This is a genomic window from Streptomyces sp. NBC_00075 (assembly GCF_045041225.1).
GTDB classification, from domain to species: Bacteria; Actinomycetota; Actinomycetes; order Streptomycetales; family Streptomycetaceae; genus Streptomyces; species Streptomyces adonidis.
This window is the reverse complement of record NZ_CP108243.1, coordinates 7,788,568-7,806,060: the sequence shown is the minus strand read 5'-3', so window position 1 is coordinate 7,806,060 and position 17,493 is coordinate 7,788,568. Positions and strand designations below refer to the sequence as shown.

17 protein-coding genes and 1 pseudogene are annotated in these 17,493 nt (G+C 70.6%); 8 read left to right on the top strand and 10 right to left on the bottom strand.

The genetic code is table 11. The features are described from left to right. Positions 1-42: 42 nt before the first annotated feature. The 3 genes from OG787_RS34195 to OG787_RS34185 form a co-directional block, all read right to left on the bottom strand. Positions 43-972, bottom strand: coding sequence for an SCO3242 family prenyltransferase (locus OG787_RS34195; RefSeq protein ID WP_405537793.1), 930 nt, complete (start codon positions 970-972; stop codon positions 43-45). A 184-nt stretch (positions 973-1,156) separates the two neighbouring features. Then, on the bottom strand, positions 1,157-2,077 hold the full coding sequence (locus OG787_RS34190) for an intradiol ring-cleavage dioxygenase (protein WP_405537792.1): 921 nt from the start codon (positions 2,075-2,077) through the stop codon (positions 1,157-1,159). A 95-nt stretch (positions 2,078-2,172) separates the two neighbouring features. Then, the gene (locus OG787_RS34185) at positions 2,173-2,583 is read right to left on the bottom strand and encodes a gamma-glutamylcyclotransferase family protein (protein ID WP_369034121.1); all 411 of its coding nucleotides are present in this window, start codon (positions 2,581-2,583) and stop codon (positions 2,173-2,175) included. Between the two features lie 137 nt (positions 2,584-2,720). Here OG787_RS34185 and OG787_RS34180 point away from each other — a divergent pair, with 137 nt between their 5' ends. Further along, the gene (locus OG787_RS34180) at positions 2,721-4,343 is read left to right on the top strand and encodes a M4 family metallopeptidase (RefSeq protein WP_405537791.1); all 1,623 of its coding nucleotides are present in this window, start codon (positions 2,721-2,723) and stop codon (positions 4,341-4,343) included. A gap of 165 nt (positions 4,344-4,508) precedes the next feature. Then, entirely contained in the window at positions 4,509-5,306 is a 798-nt protein-coding gene (locus OG787_RS34175) for an SAM-dependent methyltransferase (RefSeq protein WP_405537790.1), read from the top strand. Between the two features lie 67 nt (positions 5,307-5,373). Here the strand turns inward: OG787_RS34175 and OG787_RS34170 are convergent, their stop codons facing one another. From OG787_RS34170 to OG787_RS34150, 5 genes and pseudogenes are all read right to left on the bottom strand, one after another. Next, positions 5,374-5,700, bottom strand: a complete 327-nt coding sequence (locus OG787_RS34170) for an antibiotic biosynthesis monooxygenase (RefSeq protein WP_369034124.1) — start codon at positions 5,698-5,700, stop codon at positions 5,374-5,376. A 68-nt stretch (positions 5,701-5,768) separates the two neighbouring features. Continuing rightward, positions 5,769-6,278 carry a hypothetical protein gene (locus tag OG787_RS34165; RefSeq protein ID WP_405537788.1) on the bottom strand — a complete coding sequence of 170 codons (510 nt, stop codon included), beginning with the start codon at positions 6,276-6,278 and terminating at the stop codon, positions 5,769-5,771. A gap of 129 nt (positions 6,279-6,407) precedes the next feature. Further along, positions 6,408-7,625, bottom strand: a complete 1,218-nt coding sequence (locus tag OG787_RS34160) for a GNAT family N-acetyltransferase (RefSeq protein ID WP_405537787.1) — start codon at positions 7,623-7,625, stop codon at positions 6,408-6,410. A 68-nt stretch (positions 7,626-7,693) separates the two neighbouring features. Further along, a pseudogene (locus tag OG787_RS34155) lies at positions 7,694-8,008 on the bottom strand (FAD-dependent oxidoreductase); the annotation flags it as partial. Between the two features lie 322 nt (positions 8,009-8,330). Further along, on the bottom strand, positions 8,331-8,936 hold the full coding sequence (locus OG787_RS34150) for an NADPH-dependent FMN reductase (protein WP_405537786.1): 606 nt from the start codon (positions 8,934-8,936) through the stop codon (positions 8,331-8,333). Between the two features lie 296 nt (positions 8,937-9,232). Here OG787_RS34150 and OG787_RS34145 point away from each other — a divergent pair, with 296 nt between their 5' ends. Then, positions 9,233-9,757 (top strand): hypothetical protein, encoded by a 525-nt coding sequence (locus OG787_RS34145; protein ID WP_369034128.1) that lies wholly within the window; start codon positions 9,233-9,235, stop codon positions 9,755-9,757. 193 nt (positions 9,758-9,950) lie between these two features. Further along, positions 9,951-10,601, top strand: coding sequence for a class F sortase (locus OG787_RS34140; protein ID WP_369034129.1), 651 nt, complete (start codon positions 9,951-9,953; stop codon positions 10,599-10,601). A 13-nt stretch (positions 10,602-10,614) separates the two neighbouring features. On the opposite strand, the gene OG787_RS34135 is transcribed toward OG787_RS34140, so the two are convergent. Beyond that, complete coding sequence (locus OG787_RS34135) at positions 10,615-11,385, bottom strand: SDR family oxidoreductase (RefSeq protein ID WP_405537785.1); 771 nt, start codon at positions 11,383-11,385, stop codon at positions 10,615-10,617. Positions 11,386-11,478: 93 nt separating this feature from the next. On the opposite strand from OG787_RS34135, the gene OG787_RS34130 reads away from it, so the two are divergent. After that, positions 11,479-12,099: a TetR/AcrR family transcriptional regulator gene (locus OG787_RS34130; protein WP_369034131.1), complete on the top strand. Its 621-nt coding sequence runs from the start codon at positions 11,479-11,481 to the stop codon at positions 12,097-12,099. A gap of 58 nt (positions 12,100-12,157) precedes the next feature. On the opposite strand, the gene OG787_RS34125 is transcribed toward OG787_RS34130, so the two are convergent. Further along, positions 12,158-12,943, bottom strand: a complete 786-nt coding sequence (locus OG787_RS34125; protein WP_235479289.1) for a TSUP family transporter — start codon at positions 12,941-12,943, stop codon at positions 12,158-12,160. A 273-nt stretch (positions 12,944-13,216) separates the two neighbouring features. On the opposite strand from OG787_RS34125, the gene OG787_RS34120 reads away from it, so the two are divergent. From OG787_RS34120 to nirD, 3 genes are read left to right on the top strand one after another with little or no spacing between them, the layout of a single operon-like run. Continuing rightward, positions 13,217-14,500, top strand: a complete 1,284-nt coding sequence (locus OG787_RS34120) for an NAD(P)/FAD-dependent oxidoreductase (protein WP_405537784.1) — start codon at positions 13,217-13,219, stop codon at positions 14,498-14,500. Further along, the gene (nirB, locus tag OG787_RS34115; RefSeq protein WP_405537783.1) at positions 14,500-17,106 is read left to right on the top strand and encodes a nitrite reductase large subunit NirB; all 2,607 of its coding nucleotides are present in this window, start codon (positions 14,500-14,502) and stop codon (positions 17,104-17,106) included. The genes OG787_RS34120 and nirB overlap by 1 nt, the downstream gene beginning before the upstream one ends. Then, positions 17,103-17,453, top strand: a complete 351-nt coding sequence (gene nirD, locus OG787_RS34110; RefSeq protein ID WP_369034134.1) for a nitrite reductase small subunit NirD — start codon at positions 17,103-17,105, stop codon at positions 17,451-17,453. Before nirB ends, nirD begins: the two co-directional genes overlap by 4 nt. Positions 17,454-17,493 lie beyond the last annotated feature (40 nt).

Below are 17,493 nucleotides of genomic sequence, written 5' to 3'. Positions count from 1 at the left end.
CGGGTCTCTTGCCGGGCCCCATGCCGGGCCCCATGTCGGATCTCATGTCGGGGACACCCGTCTCGCCAGGCGCTGCGCCACCGGGTGCACGGCACCCAGGAGTGCGGCGGCGACGGGCGCTCCGGCGCGCGCCGTGAGCGCTGCCTGGAGGGGGACCATGGCGAGGATGCCCGCCCCCACGGCACGCCGTACGGAACTCGCGCCCGGATCGCGTACGGCCTGCGCCTGAGCCTTGCCGTACGTCCCCAGGTAGGCGAGAACTCCCGCGGAGGCGACGGCTGTTCGGGCGAGCGTCTCGCGGGGCAGCGGGCGCCGGGGCGGCAGCAGCGCCGGGAGTACGGAGGGCAGCACCGTCGACAGTGCCGTGGCCGAGGACACGGCCAGGGTCGTGGCGGGCAGCCGGGCCGGCGCACCGGAGATCTCATGGCGGCTGAGGGCGGTGATCGTGTACGTGTGCACCCCGGTGAGCAGGGCGGGAAGGGCGCCGCGAGCGAGCGCGCCGCCCGTGCCGCCACCACGGGAGCCGTACGACGGAGGGCTGCCGCCGCCCGCCACCGCACCCGCCAGCACATCGAGCGCACGGGCGCCCGCCATCGCCGCCGGGCCGGCCGGAGTCGACTTCAGTTTCAGGTCGTACGCCCATATCAGCGCCGTCAGCGGGAGCGCGACGGCGAGTCCGCGCCGGCCGCCCGACACCGCCGCGAGGCCGAGGCCGGCGCCGGTCAGACCGGTGGCGACGGCCAGCGCGGTGCGGCGCGGCACCCGGCCGGAGGGCACCGGACGGGCGGGCCGTTCGACCGCGTCGACGGCGGCGTCGGCGTAGTCGTTGAGGGCCATGCCGGCCCAGTAGAGACAGACGGAGGAGGCCATCGCGCCGACCGTCCGGGGGCCGAGGGGACGACCCGCCGCGGTCGCGCCCGCCAGGATGTCACCGGGGACGCTGAGCGCGGCCGGGGCCCGGACCAGGCTCACGAGGTCGGAAAGTGGGGGCAGTTGGAACTTGGCACTTTGCAGGGGTTGTCTGGAACCGGCGGGGGGAATTGCTTTCCGGTCACTCATGGCCCAATCATTACCGAAATTATTTGAAAGCTAATACTCCGATCCGATGATGTTCCTTGTGAGGAACGCGACAGCTGAATCTTGTTGACAAGGGTTGTCAGTTGGGGGAACCACTCGGCGGCGGCCCGCTGGGCGGCATGCCGCTCGGCGGCCGGCTGCCTCCGCCGCCCGTGCCCGCGCCGGTGTTCTCCTTGTCGGGGTCGATGCCGACGGTGAGGGTGCCGGTGAAGCCCTTGGAGATGTCGCCGGTGAGGGTCATCAGACCGTCCTTGGCGCCGCCTCCGCCGTAGACCATGTCGTCGTCCAACTTGGTGAAGGTACCGACGTGTTGGCTGTACGGCGTGACCTTGTAGACCTCGTCGCCGTACTTGTCCTCGAAGAAGAGCTGGCCGGTCCAGTTGACCTTGCCGCCCTCGTAGGTATTGTCGGCCTTCTTGCCGCCGGTGTGCACCTTGACGTGGATGTGCGTGGTGCGCGGGGTGTACCAGCCGGGGTAGATCGTCGTGAACTCGACGATCCCGTCGGCGTTCGTGGTCTGGAAGCCGCGCAGGAAGGTCTTGTCGTTCGCGCCGCTGGTGTCCTCGCTCTCGGAGGGCACGGAGGTGCCGCCCGGGCTGGTGGTGGTGTACCCGGAGTAGTAACCCCAGGCGTCGCAGTGCCAGATCTCGACGGCCGCGCCCACCACCGGACCGCAGTCCTCGGTCTGGTCACGGACCGTCAGCTTCACCGTGAGCGGTACGCCCTTCTTGCCCTCCGTGATGTCCTTCCGGAAGAGCTGGTCCTCGAGGTAGTAAGGCCCCTCCGTGACACTGGAGTTGAGCACGCAGACGTCGCCCGGGACGGCGGCCGCGGACGCGGAGGGCGTCGGGGAGGCGGCGGCCGCGGAGGTGTCCGAGTCGGAGTCCGAGGAGCACGAGGTGAGCGCGAGGCCCAGTCCCGCCCCGGCGGTCACGCCGGTGAGCGCGAGGGCACGGCGTCGGCTGAGGTCGGTCCTGCCGGTGATGTCACTGTCGTTCATGGGCGGAGGGTAGGTGTGGGCGGGCGGGCGGGGCGGGCTGGCGCACAGGGCGGTCGCCCGACCGGACCAGCCCCGTTGCCTTTCGCCCTTCGGCTTCAGCGGCGCGCGTGCCAGTCTCCGCCCTCGATGCGTCTGCCGTGCGCCCGCAGCCGGGTGGCCACGGCGGGGGCGGCGACGTACACCCAGGCGTCCACGGCGGTCCCGTCGGCGCGTGTCACTTCCCGCAGGACGCGCAGGTAGAGGCTGCGCGGATCGCCCTGCACGAACTCCTCCAACTCGTCGAGGGCATGCAGGAGCCCGCCGTACGCCTCCGGCAACGCCTCGACCAACTCTCCCCACACCACTCCCCCCAACTCCTCGACGGCGTACGGGTATCCGGGCCCGTCGTACAGCACGGCGCCCGCGAGCCGCCCCGGTTCCTCGGACCGGACACGGCCGCGCAGGTACCGGTCGTGATTGATCTCGCCGGGGCGGAGGGTGCCGTAGACGAAGAAGGGAAGTCTCACCTGGCGCTCTCTCATTCGTGTAGACGGGGAAACGATTCTCGCCATAAGTCGAGGTGAAGGCGTACGTGGTCTGGACACCACATGTCATGGCCCCTTAAACCTGAGCGATCACCGCCGCCCCCCACCCAAGGAGACCGATGACCTCCCGTCTCGCCGCGGCCGGCGTGGCCACCACCACCGCCGCCCTGCTGGCCGCCGCGCTCTCCCCCACCGCCGGCGCGGCCGACAGACCGACCCGGGACACCGCGATCAGGAACGCGGTCGCCGCACTCGTGGACCAGGCCGCTCACCTGGGCCTGACTTCCGTACAGGGCACGACAGTTCGGGACGTCATCGTCGACAAGGACGGCAGCCAGCACGTCCGTTACGACCGGACGTACCGTCAACTTCCGGTCCTGGGCGGCGACTTCGTGGTCCATCTGACCCCCGACGGCACCTACCGAGGTGCGAGCCGCGCCACGACCCGCCCGATATCCCTGTCCACGATCCGCCCGGCGGTGTCGGCCCCGAGGGCGGCGGACCTGGCGACGGCGGCGCTGCGCGCGGTGAACGTGGGCGAGCTGCTGAAGAAGATAACGACCAAGCAGGAGCTGGTCGTTGACGCCCTGCACGGCGCCCCGAAGCTCGCCTGGCGGACGAACGCGGTGGCGCAGGACTCGGCCGGCAACCCGGTCGCCCGGACCGTGGTGACCGACGCGACGACCGGCGCCCAGATCGACGCCTGGGACAGCATCGAGACGGCGACGGGTGACGGCCAGTCCCTGTACGGCGGCACGGTCCCGCTGGAGACGACGGTCTCCGGATCGACGTACCAGTTGAAGGACGCGACGCGCGGCAACACGTACACGGGCGATGCCGAGAACGGCACCGACCTGTGCATTCTCGGGATCTGCATCATCCGTGCGCCCGCGACGCTCTTCACGGACACGGACAACCACTGGGGCACGGGGACGACGGCGGACCGGGCCTCGGCGGCGGTGGACGCGCAGTACGGCACCGACGAGACGTGGGACTACTACAAGGACACGTTCGGGCGCAGCGGCATCAAGGGCGACGGGGTCGGCTCGTTCAACCGTGTGCACTACGGCAGCAGCTACAACAACGCGTTCTGGGACGACACTTGCTTCTGCATGACCTACGGCGACGGTGACGGTACGACGTTCGGTCCGCTGGTCTCGCTGGACGTGGCCGGGCACGAGATGACGCACGGGGTGACCTCGGCGACGGCGGACCTGACGTACTCGGGCGAGCCGGGCGGCCTGAACGAGGCGACGTCCGACATCTTCGGCACGCTGGTGGAGTTCAACGCGGCCAACTCCACCGATCTCGGGGACTACTTGATCGGCGAGAAGATCGTCAAGTCGGGCTTCGGCCGCTCGGCCCTGCGGTACATGGACGAGCCGTCGAAGGACGGGAACTCGGTCAACTGCTGGAGTTCCAGCGTCGGGAACCTCGACGTCCACTACTCCTCGGGTGTCGCCAACCACTTCGCGTATCTGCTGGCGGAGGGCAGCGGAGCGAAGACACTGAACGGCGTCAGCTACAACTCCCCCACGTGCAACGGCAGTTCGGTCACGGGCATCGGCCGGGCCAAGCTGGGCGCGATCTGGTACAAGGCGCTGACGACGTACATGACGTCCTCGACGAACTACGCGGGCGCCCGCACGGCGACGCTGAACGCGGCGCGGGATCTGTACGGGGCGAGCAGCACGGAGTACGCGGCGGTGGGCGCGGCCTGGAGTGCGGTGTCGGTGGGCTGAGCAAGGGGTGTGTGCGCGGCCGGTGGCCGCCCCGGCGCAAGATCGCCGGGGCGGCCACCGGCTTGTTGCCCGACTTGGCGAATCGGGATACGTATCGTTGACCTTGGGCCTTAACTTGAACCCTGTACGAAACGCGTCCGCGGCCACCGAGGAGACGATGCCACCATGTCCGAAGCCGAGCAGAGGATCGACACCTCGGTACCGCACTCCGCCCGCATCTGGAACTACTGGCTGGGCGGCAAGGACAACTACCCCGTGGACGAGGCGGCCGGTGACGCGTACACGGCCGTGTTCCCCGGCATCATCACGATCGCGCGCAGCAGCCGCGCGTTCCTGGGCCGGACGATCCGTCATCTGGCCGGGGAGGCGGGCATCCGCCAGTTCCTGGACGTCGGCACGGGTCTGCCGACGGTGGACAACACGCACGAGGTCGCGCAGGGGGTCGCTCCCGACGCGCGCATCGTGTACGTGGACCACGACCCGCTGGTCCTGACCCACGCCCGCGCCCTGTTGACGTCGACCCCCGAGGGCGCGACGGACTACGTGGACGCGGACCTGTACGACACGGAACGCATCCTGGAGGCGGCGGCGAAGACCCTCGACCTCACCCGCCCGACAGCGCTGATCCTCAGCGGCATCCTGGGTCACGTGACGGACTACGACGCGGCCCGTGGAATCGTCCGCGACCTGATGTCAGGCCTCCCGTCGGGGAGTTACCTGTCCCTGAACGAGGGCTCGCGGGGTACGGACCCGGCCTACGAGCAGGCGCAGGACGCGTACAACGAGACGGGCGCGGTGCCGTATTTCCTGCGGCCTGTCGAGCAGATCGAGGCGTACTTCGAGGGCCTCGACCTGGTGGAGCCGGGGGTCGTCTCGGTGCCGCTGTGGCGACCGGAGCCGAGCGCGTCGGGGGTGGCGGCTCTGGCGATCGGCCAGCACGGCGGGGTGGGACGCAAGCCCTGACCGCCGTTGTCGGGGCGCGCCGAGTACGACTACCGCCACTGCGGCTCGGCGCGCCGCGACGGAGGGCTCAGCCCTGCTTGGGGGCGGCCTGCTGGACCACGTCGAACGACCAGAGGGTCGAGGCGGAGGCGGCGGGCTTGGGCTGCTCCCCGCCGGCGCCGGCAGGACGGTGCGCCGACTGCATCGGGCCCGCCATCCAGGCCTGGAAGTCCTCTTCACTGCGCCAGCGCGTGTACACCAGGTAGCTGTCGGTGCCCTCGACGGGCCGAAGCAGCTCGAACCACTCGAACCCGTCCGACCCCTCGACGGCCCCGGCCCGCGACGCGAACCGCTTCTCCAGCGTCTCGCGCTGCTCTTCGGGAACCGTGAGTACGTTGATCTTTACGATGCTCATGAGGCCCATCTTGCCGCAGGGCGGTCAGGGTTTCGCGAGGGGGCGGTGACTGGCGTGGGGGCGCGTTCCTAACCGTCCTCGCACGCCCTAGCCTTGAACTCCGCCACCGGGACCGTGACCGCGGATTCCTCGCCCTCGTAGCGGACCGTTCCCGGGGTCAGCCGGTCCAGGTCGGTCAGGGTGAAGGAGACGCTGCTCGACGACCAGGAGTTGTCCTCGGTCCAGCCGTAGAGGGTGTAAGTCGTCCTTGCGGTGAGGGGTTTGAGGGATGTGGTCGCCGTCCAGCCGACGGCAGGGGCATCGAGGGGCCAGGTGGCGAGGCCGGCCTTGAGGGGGCGGGCGGCGGTCCATGAACCGACGTCCGCTTCGCTGTCGGAGTCGGTCACGTACAAAGTCGCCCCGTCGATCTGGTGCCCGCAGACCATCATGACGCCGAGCAGATCACCGTCGGCGTTCACCGAGATCCCGGCGACCGCATCGATCGGGACCGTGCACCCCGAGGTTGTGGTCAGGGCGGCGGAGGCTGCCAGTGCGCCGGCGAGACGTCGGACCAGCGGCCACGAAACGGTCGACTGCACGGAGGCCCCCTCGCCGAGGGGTCGCTGCGTGTACCCCCGTACACCGGATGGTAGGCACGCCCCGCGTCGAGCAACGGCGTCGCCGCCCACCCGTTGCACCCTCGTTGTGGTCTCGTGGCCGACGCGCCGTCAGAACCAGTGCAGGCAGTGCGGGGAACGGTCGGTGCGGAAGAGGGTGTCGGCGAGGGTGGCCGCGCCCGGGTGGTGGGCCTGGATGTGTCCGGCGCGTACGAGTGTGCTCGGGGTCGTGCCGCCGAGGTAGACGGAGCCCAGGTCGCGTACGTCCAGGGACAGGTCGGGTTCCCGGTCCGTGGGGACGCAGTCGGCCTTGCCGTCCCGGACGGTCAGCAGGTGGCGGCCGTGTTCGCCGAGGAACGGGTCGTCGACGTCGAGGACGAGCTCGCCGTCCGTGAACCAGCCGCGCGCGGTCAGCGCACGCGGGATGTCCAGCAGCCGCACCCAGAGCCAGTCCATGACGCCGCTCACCTCGGCGGCGCGGAAGTCCGCGAACTGCCAGCGCAGCGGGTGCTCGGGCGGGACCTGCTTGAACACGACCTGGGAGACCAGGTCGTGTCCGAGGACGAACCGGGCCAGGGCCGTGAAGACGGCGTCGTCTGCGGTGATGGTCTCGTCGACCGTCAGGGTGCCGGACTCGAGCGAGTAGCTGGCGTACCCGTCCGGGACGCCGTCGGTGTCCCGGTGGACGGCGACGTAGCGCGGCGCAGGCGAGATCGGGGGCTGCCCCGCGCGCAGGGCCCACCAGCGATGCGGGCGGGACAGCGCGCCGGGCTGGGCGCGGCGGTACCGGTCGTAGACCTCCTCCAGGATCTCGCCGCACTCGGCACGGCGCAGCACCTCGACCGAGCCGGTCGCCGGGGCGTCGGTCACTGCGTGTGCCCGGGGAGCGGTGAGGGCGGCCTTGTGGCGTGGCACCGTCAGACGGGCCGTGTAGGTCGCCGGTCCGTAGCCGAACCTGCCGTAGATCGTGGCCTCGGAGGCCAGTAGTACGGAGAGGAACTCCCCGCGCGCCCGCAGCTCGGCGAGCTGATGCCGCATCATCGCGCTGAGCACGCCCTGGCGCCGGTGCGAGGGCAGGACGCCGACGGCGGTCACCCCGGCGACCGGGACGAGGTTCTCACCGGGCAGGGTGAGCTCGAAGGGGTACGTGGCTGCGGTGCCGACGGGCCGCCCGTCCGCCGTCAGGGCGAGCAGGCAGCGGTCCGTTTCGAGCGCCGACCACCAGCGCCCGCCGCCCTCGACCGGGGGTTCCGGGAAGAGGCCGAACGCGGCATGGACGGTGTCGACGAAGACGTCGAGATCCTTGTCGGTCGTGGGACGGATCTCCATCGTTACCGCTGCCTCCTCGGGATACCGCCACCACGACTCATGATGTCCGGCCAGGCCACATTGCAGCGTCAACCCGTGGGCAGGGCAAGCGAATTAAGAGCGGGCAGGGTGAGGGCCGAGTGGGCCGGTCGTCCCTCCGCAGGTGACGTCGAGGGCATCGTGCTGAGGTTGCGGAGTATGTCGTTGCGTTGGTCCAGGGCTTCGGCGATGGTCGGGAAGAGTGTGGCGTCGCCCGTGCCCACCTGGTTCTGGTTCAGGGTCACGAATTCTCGGGCGCTGTGTTCGTAGGCGGCGAAGCCTGCGGTGTGGTCCCGGTGGTCGGCCAGGGAAGCGGCGAGCATGTACGCGCCGACCAGCGCGAGGCTGGAGCCCTGGCCGCTCAGGAGGAGCAGGCCGCTCGTCGTCGAGGGAGTACGGACCTTCTCCGGACGTACCGCACCAGGTAATAGGCAGGCTGGGCAGCACGCGAGAGAACAGCGCCTACAACTCCACCCGCCGCGCCACCCCGATCTCCTCCGCGCCCTCCTCCGTCACCACCGCGAACACTCCCCCAGGGGTAGGGGCAGGAGCCCTCGGGTGCTCCGAAGGGCTCCTCAAGAGGTACGTGGATCTCAACGACGGTGTCCATGACCGGCATTGTCATCGCTGGTCAAGCCGTGGGGCACGCGGCCCCGGTCTCCGTCGTCACCCCCCACCCTCAACTCCCTACCCCCCGTACGGCCGAACCGCCCGCCCCTCCCTCAACGTCCGTCCCCACCACACCACTTGGTCCAGCATCGTCTTCGCCGCCGCGTCCGGTCCGAACGGGTCCCTCAGGCGGCCCTCGTCGTCGAAGGACGCGCCCGCGTTGTGGAACGACACCGTGTCGCGGACCGTCGTGGCGTGGAGTTCCGCGAAGACCTGGCGGAGGTGTTCGACCGCGCGGAGGCCTCCGGAGACGCCGCCGTACGAGACGAAGGCGACCGGTTTGGCCTGCCATTCCGTGTAGTGCCAGTCGATGAGGTTCTTGAGGCCGGCCGGGTAGGAGTGGTTGTACTCGGGGGTCAGGACGACGAACGCGTCGGCCGAGGCCAGCTTCGGGGTGATCCCCGCCAACTGGGCCTTCGCCTCGGCGTCGGTCGCGAAGGTCGTCGGGAGTGCCGTGTCCGCCACGTCCACCACCTCCGTGACCAGGTCGTCGCGGTCCTCGATCCGGTTCAGGAGCCAGGCGGCCACCACCGGGCCGAAGCGGCCCTCGCGGTTGCTGCCCACGACCACCGTCACACGTACGGGCGGCTCGATGGGATCAGTTCGTTCCGTGGGTGTCTGCATGCGGCACAGCCTCTTACCTCAAGCTTCCTTGAGGTCAAGGCCCGCATCCGTACGGAACTCCAGTCGCTCCGGTCACCCGTTCACACCCCCGGCCCCCGCCCATCGGGTTCTTTTCCGCGAGTCGTCGGCTGTACGGCCATGACCTGCCGGAATGTCGACGCACCCCTCGCCTGCCGCGGCCTCCGGCCACCCGTTCACCGTATTTCTGACGGGCCCTCAGGAAGCGCTCCCCGCCCCGTGGCACTTACCTCGGAAGCAGACCACCCCGTTCGCAAGCTCTCGGAGGAGCAAGCCCGATGCGACGTACCGCCGCCGCCCGTCTGCTGACCGGTACCGCGCTCGCCGTCGCCCTCGCCGGGCCCGCTCACGCGGGGACCGGCGGTTCCCTCGAGGTGTACCCGGCGACCGTCACCCCCGGTTCCCAGGTCACCGTCAACACGACGGCCTGCGGTGCGGGCGGTACCGCTGCGGGTGACGCCAGTGCGGTGGGCGCCGGGGCCTTCGTCCTCGCGCCCACCACGCACAAGGAGGTCGCCGTCGGGCAGTTCCGGGTGCCTCCGGGCGCGCAGCCGGGGACGTACGAGATCGTCGCCCGGTGTGACGGCAAGGGAGATGCGCGGCGGGTGAGCGGTGATCTCGTCGTCACTCTCACCTCGACCCGGCCGCCCGCCGAGCGTCCCAGGGGGAGTGTGAAGACGGGGGTCGGTGGCGCGCTCGGTCCCGACCCCGTGCAGACCGCGGCCGGTGTGGCGGCTCTCGCCGTCGCCGCCGCGGGCGGTACCTGGCTCCTGCATCGCCGGGCGAGAGGCGACGGGATCTGACGGACACCCTCCGCCGTCCGTCCGCCGGTACCGCATGTCCCCCTCCCCTCCGGGTCCGACGCCCCTCGCGGCCCGGAGGGGGGGCCGGGGTGCTGCATTCTCCCGGGGGCTGTGTCACCAGCGGCTCCGCCGCGGGCCCCCGGACCCCCAGCAGAAAAGCAGGTCATCAGGTGTCACCGGCGCGGAGGCCCACGTGCGCAGATTCAGCAACCTCGTCATAGCCGCCCTCACCCTCGCCGCCCTCCTCTCCGGCGCCTGGCTGGTGCGCAGCGGCGGTGAGACGCACGCCCCGCCGCAGCCCTCCCCCGCCCAGGCCCGTACGGAGACGCACCGCCCCGAGTCCGCCGTACCGGAGTCCCCCGCGCTCCCGCCCTCCCCTCCCCTCCGTATCCGCATCCCCGCCATCCGCGTGGACGCCCCGCTGATGGGCCTCGGCCTCACCCCCACCGGCAGCCTGGACGTACCGCCCGCCGAGAGCGAGAACCTCGCCGGCTGGTACGAGGCCGGGACGGCCCCCGGTGAGACGGGCACGGCGATCGTCGCCGGGCATGTCGACAACGCCGACGGGCCCTCCGTCTTCTACCGACTCGGCGCCCTGCGCAAGGGCGGCACGATCGAGGTCGAGCGGCGCGACGGGACCACCGCCCGCTTCACCGTCGACGCCGTCGAGGTGTACGACGCGGACCGCTTCCCGGACGAGAAGGTGTACGGCGCCGCCGCCCGGCCCGAGCTGCGCGTCATCACGTGCGGCGGCGGTTACACGCCCGGGGCGGGGTACGAGGGGAACGTCGTCGTCTTCGCCCACCTGACCGGCAGCGGCCGAAGCCTCAACAGCGGCCGCTGAGCGTCGACTTCGATCAGATCTGGTTCAGGCCGCCGTCGGCGTACAGGCTCGAACCGGTGATGAAGCTGCTCTGCCCGGAGGCGAGGAAGGCCACGGCGGCGGCGATCTCCTCCGGGCGCGCGAGCCGGCCCAGGGGTACCTGCGCGGCCAGTTGGCGCTTGAGGTCGGCGGCCTGTTCCTCGTCGGGGGCGAGCCCCGACACGCCAGGGGTGTCGGTCGGGCCGGGCGTGATGGCGTTGACCCGGATACCGCGGCCCTTGAGTTCGTTGGCCCAGGTCCGGGCGAACGACCGGGTGGCGGCCTTGGTCGCCGCGTACACGCCGAACGCCTCCGCGCCGGAGTCCACGGCGGTGGAGCCGTTCAGGATGACCGAGGCACCGTCGTTGAGCAGGGGCAGCGCCTTCTGGACGGTGAACAGCGTGCCCCGGACGTTGATCCCGAAGAGGGTGTCGAAGTGCTCCTCAGTGACCTGATCGAGCGTCACGAACTCGCCGACGGAGGCGTTCGCGAACAGGACGTCGAGGCCCTGCCCCCGGCTGCCGATCGTCTCGTAGAGCCGGTCCAGGTCGGCCAGGTCCGCGATGTCGCCGATCACCCCGGTGGCCGCCGAAGCACCGATCGTCTCGACGGCCGCGTCGAGTTCGGCCTTGCGCCGGCCGGTGATGAACACATGCGCACCCTCGGCGGCCAGCCGTACGGCACTGGCCAGGCCGATTCCGGTGCCGCCCCCGGTGACGAGAGCAGTCTTCCCCTCAAGCAGTCCGAGTCCTTGTCCCAGTCCCATGTGAACAGCCTCCTTCGAGTTCCGCATCGATCGATGCGGAAGTCGACCATAGCACTTCCGTATCGATCGATGCGGAAGGGGTAGACTGCGGGAGTGGTAACCAGACAGAGCAAACAGAACGGCCCGATCGGCCGACCGCGCGGCTTCGACGCCGACGAGGCTCTCGAACGCGCCATGCTGCTCTTCTGGGAGCACGGCTACGAAGGCGCCAGCCTGGCGAGCCTGACCAGCGCGATGGGCATCTCCACGACCAGCATGTACGCGGCCTTCGGCAACAAGGAGGAGCTGTTCCGCAAGGCCCTGGAGCGCTACACCGAAGGCCCGAGCGCCTACGTGACCCGGGCCCTGGACGAGCCGACCGCCCATGGCGTCGCCACCGCGATCCTGACCGGTGCCGTCCGGACCAGCACCCGCCCGGCCCACCCCCACGGCTGTCTGGGCGTCCAGGGTGCCCTGACCGCAAGCGACGCCGGACAGGCGGTCCGCGATCTCCTCGCCGACTGGCGCAACAACGGCTGCGCCTCCATCCAGGAGCGGTTGCAGCGAGCCGTCGACGAGGGCGACCTGCCTCCGGAGGCCGATCCCGGGCTACTGGCCCGCTACCTCACCACCATGGCCTTCGGCATCTCCGTGCAGGCCGCGAGCGGCATCGGCCGCGACGAACTCCAGACGATGGCGGACGCAGCCCTGCGCAACTGGCCGCCGCTCTCCTGAGCCCCCCGGCCGGACAGGACGGACGAGTCGGACAGGCAGGACAGGCCGGACCCGCCACCTACGCCACCCACTGCTGGTACGCCAGATTCGCCACCAGCGTGAACACCACCACCAGCAGCACCACCCGTACGAACCCGCTCCCCTTCTTCAGTGCCGTGTGCGCCCCGACCGTCCCGCCGACCAGGTTGAACCCGGCCAGCAGTGCGCCCAGCTGCCAGTACACCGTGCCCTGCCAGGCGAAGATCGCGAGGGCGCCGGCGTTGGTGCAGCAGTTGACGATCTTGGCGGTGGCGGAGGCGGTCACCAGGTCGAGGTGGAGCAGCGCGGTGAGCGCGAGGACGAGGAACGTGCCCGTGCCGGGGCCGATGAGACCGTCGTAGAAGCCGATGCCCAGGCCGGCGAGTCCGATCGCGGCGAGGACGCGGCGCGCGGAGACCGGGGTGGTCGCCGGGGCCGTACCGAAGGCGGGCCGGAAGATCACGAAGGCGCCGACGCCGAGCAGGACGACCATGATGACCGGCTTCAGGGTGTCCGTGCTCATGCCCGCGGCGACGAACGCCCCGGCCGTCGACCCGGCGACCGCCGCCAGGCCGACGCGTACCGCCAGGCGCACGTCCACCGGCGTCTTGCGCGTGTACGTCACCGCCGCGCCCGTGGTGCCGACGATCGCCATGGCCTTGTTGGTGCCGAGCGCGTACTGCGCCGCCGACGAGGTGTCCGGCAGGCCCAGCAGCAGGACCGGCATCATCAGCAGGCCGCCGCCGCCCACGACCGCGTCGATCCAGCCGGCCGCGAGGGCGGCGGCGCAGAGGGCGGCGATCAGGGGCAGCGATATGTCGGGCATGATCGCGAGCTTATGGACGCGATAGGTGCGGACACCAAGGATTTCCGGAACCTTGAGGATCTTCAGAGGTTCCGCAGCTCACCGTGGGAACCGGGGTGATGGTGGCAGTAGCGGTCGGGCGCCCATCCGCCGTATCGTTCACGCACCTCACAGGCATCCCCCGCACGCCCACCGAACCCTCACACCCACTCCGCGCCCCCGCTGAGGGAAGCGTGCCCCCCGGGAAACAGACGTGATGCGGCCGGGTAACACCGGCAACGCACGCTGCCGTACATGACCTCGAATACGCGTGTGGTGGTGATCGGCGCCGGGCTCGCGGGCGTACGGCTCGCCCGGCGACTCGGCGAGCTCGGTATGTCCGCCTCGGACGTCGTGCTCGTCGGCGAGGAGGAGCACCGCCCGTACAACAGGGTGCTGCTCGCCGAAGTCCTCGCCGGGCGGTACGCCCCCGAGGTGATCGCCCTGCCGTCGCCGGACCGGCTGGTCAGGGCCCGCGCCGAGTCCGTCGACCGTGCCGCGCGCATCGTGCGCTGCTCCGACGGGTCCTCGATCGCATACGACACACTGGTTCTCGCCACCGGGTCGAACCCCGTGCTCCCGCCCCTGCGTGGGCTGTTCACTCCCGATCACGAACTCCCGTTGGGCGTCCACGCGTTCCGGACCATGGACGACTGTCTCGGGCTGTCCAAGGACGTACGTCCGGGGGCTCGGGCCGTCGTCATCGGCGGCGGGCTCCTCGGGGTCTCCGCCGCGCGCGCCCTCGCCGTACGCGGTGCGCAGGTCGTGCTCGCCCAGCAGGGCGAACGGCTGATGGAACGTCAGCTCGACCCGGGAGCCTCGGAGTTGGTGCTGCGGCACCTCAAGGAGCTGGGCGTCGAGGTGCACACCGAGTGCCGGGTACGGAATGTGCGCTGCGTGGGCGGCAAGGTCCGGTCCGTCGAACTGGCCGACCACTACGCCCTCGACGCGGACCTCGTCGTCCTGGCCTGCGGGGTCCACCCCCGGGTCGGGCTCGCGCGCGACGCGGGGCTCGCCGTGCACAAGGGCATCCTCGTCGACGACGAACTGCGCACCTCCGACCCGCACATCCGGGCGCTCGGGGACTGCGCCCAGCACCAGGGGACGGTCTACGGTCTGGCCACTCCCGCGCTCGAACAGGCCGAAGTCCTGGCCGAGTTGATCGCCCACGAGGGCAACGAGGGTGGCGACTCCGGCGCCCGTTACACCGGCACCCGCGCCCTCACCCGGCTCACCCTCACCGACTTCACCGCCGAAACCGGCGACACCGGCAACAACGGGGGCGTCGGCAACCCCTTCGATCTCGCCGCCTTCGGCGAGACCACCCCCCGCCCCGGCGACGACGTCATCCAGCTCGCCGACGCCACCCGGGGCACCTACCGCAAGGTCGTCGTCCGTGACGACCGGCTGGTCGGCGGGGTGCTCGTCGGCGAACTCGGCACCGTCGGCGCCCTCGCGCGCGCCTGGGAGGGAGCAGAGCCGCTCCCCACCGACGGCGGCCCGCTGCTCCACCTGCTCACCAACGATGGAGGCTCCTAATGCCCGCCACTGATGGGGCCACCCCCACGATCGTCCTCGTCGGCCACGGCATGGTCGGCCAGCGCTTCCTCGAAGCCCTCGCGGACCGTGGTCTGACCGCCGCGCACCGCGTGGTCGTGCTGTGCGAGGAGCCACGTCCGGCATACGACCGCGTGGCGCTGACCTCGTACTTCTCGGGCAAGACACCCGAGGACCTCTCGATGACCGACATGGAGTTCATCGAGAAGGAGGGCATCGAGCTGTACGTCGGTGACCCGGCGGAGACCATCGACCGCGAGGCGAAGCGCGTGACCGCCCGCTCGGGCATGGTCGTCGACTACGACATCCTCGTCCTCGCCACCGGCTCCTACCCCTTCGTGCCGCCGGTCCCCAACAAGGACGCCAAGGGCTGCTTCGTCTACCGCACGATCGAGGATCTCCTCGCGATCGAGGAGTACGCCAGTACCCGTACGACGGGTGCCGTGGTCGGCGGCGGGCTGCTCGGTCTGGAGGCTGCCGGTGCGCTCAAGGGGCTCGGACTCACCTCCCACATCGTCGAGTTCGCGCCGCGCCTGATGCCGGTGCAGGTCGACGACGGCGGTGGCGCGGCGCTGCTGCGGACCATCCAGGAGATGGGCCTGTCCGTCCACACCGGTGTGGGCACGCAGGAGATCGTCGTCGACGAGGACGGCGCGGTCACGGGCATGAAGCTGTCCGACGGTTCCGAACTCGCCACCGATCTGGTGGTGTTCAGCGCCGGTGTCCGCCCGAGGGACCAACTCGCCCGCGACTGCGGCCTGTCGGTCGGTGAGCGCGGCGGCATCGCGGTCGACGAGCAGTGCCGTACGGTCAACGACCCGCACGTCTTCGCGATCGGCGAGTGCGCGCTGGCCTCCGACGGCCGGGTGTACGGCCTGGTCGCCCCGGGCTACGAGCAGGCCGAGACGGCCGCCGCGACCATCGCCGCCGACGAGGCGTCCTTCACGGGAGCCGACCTCTCGACCAAGCTCAAGCTCCTCGGCGTGGACGTGGCGTCCTTCGGCGACGCGCACGGCGCCACCGCCGACTGCCTGGACGTCGTCTACTCCGACTCCCGCTCGGGCCTGTACAAGAAGCTCGTCATCGGCCGCGACGGCACACTGCTCGGCGGCATCCTCGTCGGCGACGCGGAGGCCTACGGCACGCTGAAGGCGTTCACCGGTTCGGTGCCGCCCGTCTCGCCCGAGTCCCTCGTGCTGCCGGCCGGTGCCGGGGAGTCCGTCCAGCTCGGCCCGTCCGCGCTGCCGGACGACGCGATCATCTGCTCCTGCAACAACGTCCGCAAGGGCACGATCCGCGGCGCGGTCACCGAGCACAACTGCACCACCGTGCCCGAGGTCAAGAAGTGCACCAAGGCCGGTACGACGTGCGGGAGTTGCGTCAAGGTGCTCGGCCAGCTCGTCACCGCCGAGCTGGAGGCCAGCGGCGTCGTCGTCGACAAGGGCCTGTGCGGCTGCTTCTCGCAGACCCGCGAGGAGCTGTACGAGATCGTCCTCGCCCTGCGCATCAACAAGTACCAGGACCTGCTCGACCGTTACGGCCGCGAGGACGCCCGGGGCGGTGACGGCTGCGAGATCTGCAAGCCCGCCGTGGCCTCGATCATCGCCTCCCTCGCCCCGACGATCGGCGCCGACGTCTACGTCCTGGACGGCGAGCAGGCCACCCTCCAGGACACCAACGACCACTTCCTCGCCAACCTCCAGAAGAACGGCTCGTACTCGGTCGTCCCCCGCATCCCCGGCGGTGAGATCACCCCCGAGGGGCTGATCGTCATCGGCGAGATCGCCCGCGACTTCGGCCTCTACACGAAGATCACCGGCGGCCAGCGGATCGACATGTTCGGCGCGCGCGTCGAGCAACTCCCGCTGATCTGGACCCGGTTGGTGGACGCGGGCTTCGAGTCGGGGCACGCCTACGGCAAGTCCCTCCGTACGGTGAAGTCCTGTGTCGGCCAGACCTGGTGCCGTTACGGCGTCCAGGACTCCGTGCGGATGGCGATCGACCTGGAGCTGCGCTACCGGGGGCTGCGGTCTCCGCACAAGCTGAAGTCGGCGGTGTCGGGCTGCGCCCGTGAGTGTGCCGAGGCCCAGTCCAAGGACTTCGGCATCATCGCCACCTCGGGCGGCTGGAACCTGTACGTCGGCGGCAACGGCGGCGCGACCCCGCGCCACGCGGACCTGCTGGCCCAGGACCTGAACGACGCCGAACTCATCAGGCTCATCGACCGGTTCCTGATGTTCTACATCCGTACGGCGGACCGTCTGGAGCGTACGTCGACCTGGCTGGAGCGCATCCCCGGCGGCCTGGACCACGTACGCGACGTCGTCGTGGAGGACTCGCTCGGTATCTGCGAGGAGCTGGAGTCGCTGATGACCGCGCATGTCGCGCACTACCGCGACGAGTGGGCCGACACCATCAACGACCCCGAGAAGCTCGCCCGGTTCGTGTCCTTCGTGAACGCGCCGGACACCCCCGACCCGGTCGTCGGCTTCGTCCCCGAGCGCGACCAGATCAAGCCCGACCTGCCGCTGCTGTCCATCGGCCTCCGCCCCGCCGACGACGTCCTGGAAGGATCCGCCCAGCGATGACCCTGGCACCCGAGACCACCGACCTGAAGATCCAACTCCGCCTGAACGACGACTGGTTCACGGTCTGCGACCTGAACGTCCTGCTCCCGGGCCGCGGTGTGGCGGCCCTGCTGCCGGACGGCCGGCAGGCGGCCATCTTCCGCGACCGCGCGGGCACCCTGTACGCCATCGACAACCGCGACCCGTTCGGCGGCGCCGCCGTCCTCTCCCGCGGCCTGACCGGCACCCACCAGGGCCGCCCGTTCGTCGCCTCCCCGCTCCTGAAGCAGCGCTTCGACCTGCGGTCGGGCCAGTGCCTGGACGACGAGACGGTGAGTGTGACGGTGTACGAGGTACGCACCGCCTGAAGCACGGACGTAGTGATCGTGAGGGGTGCCCCAGCCATCG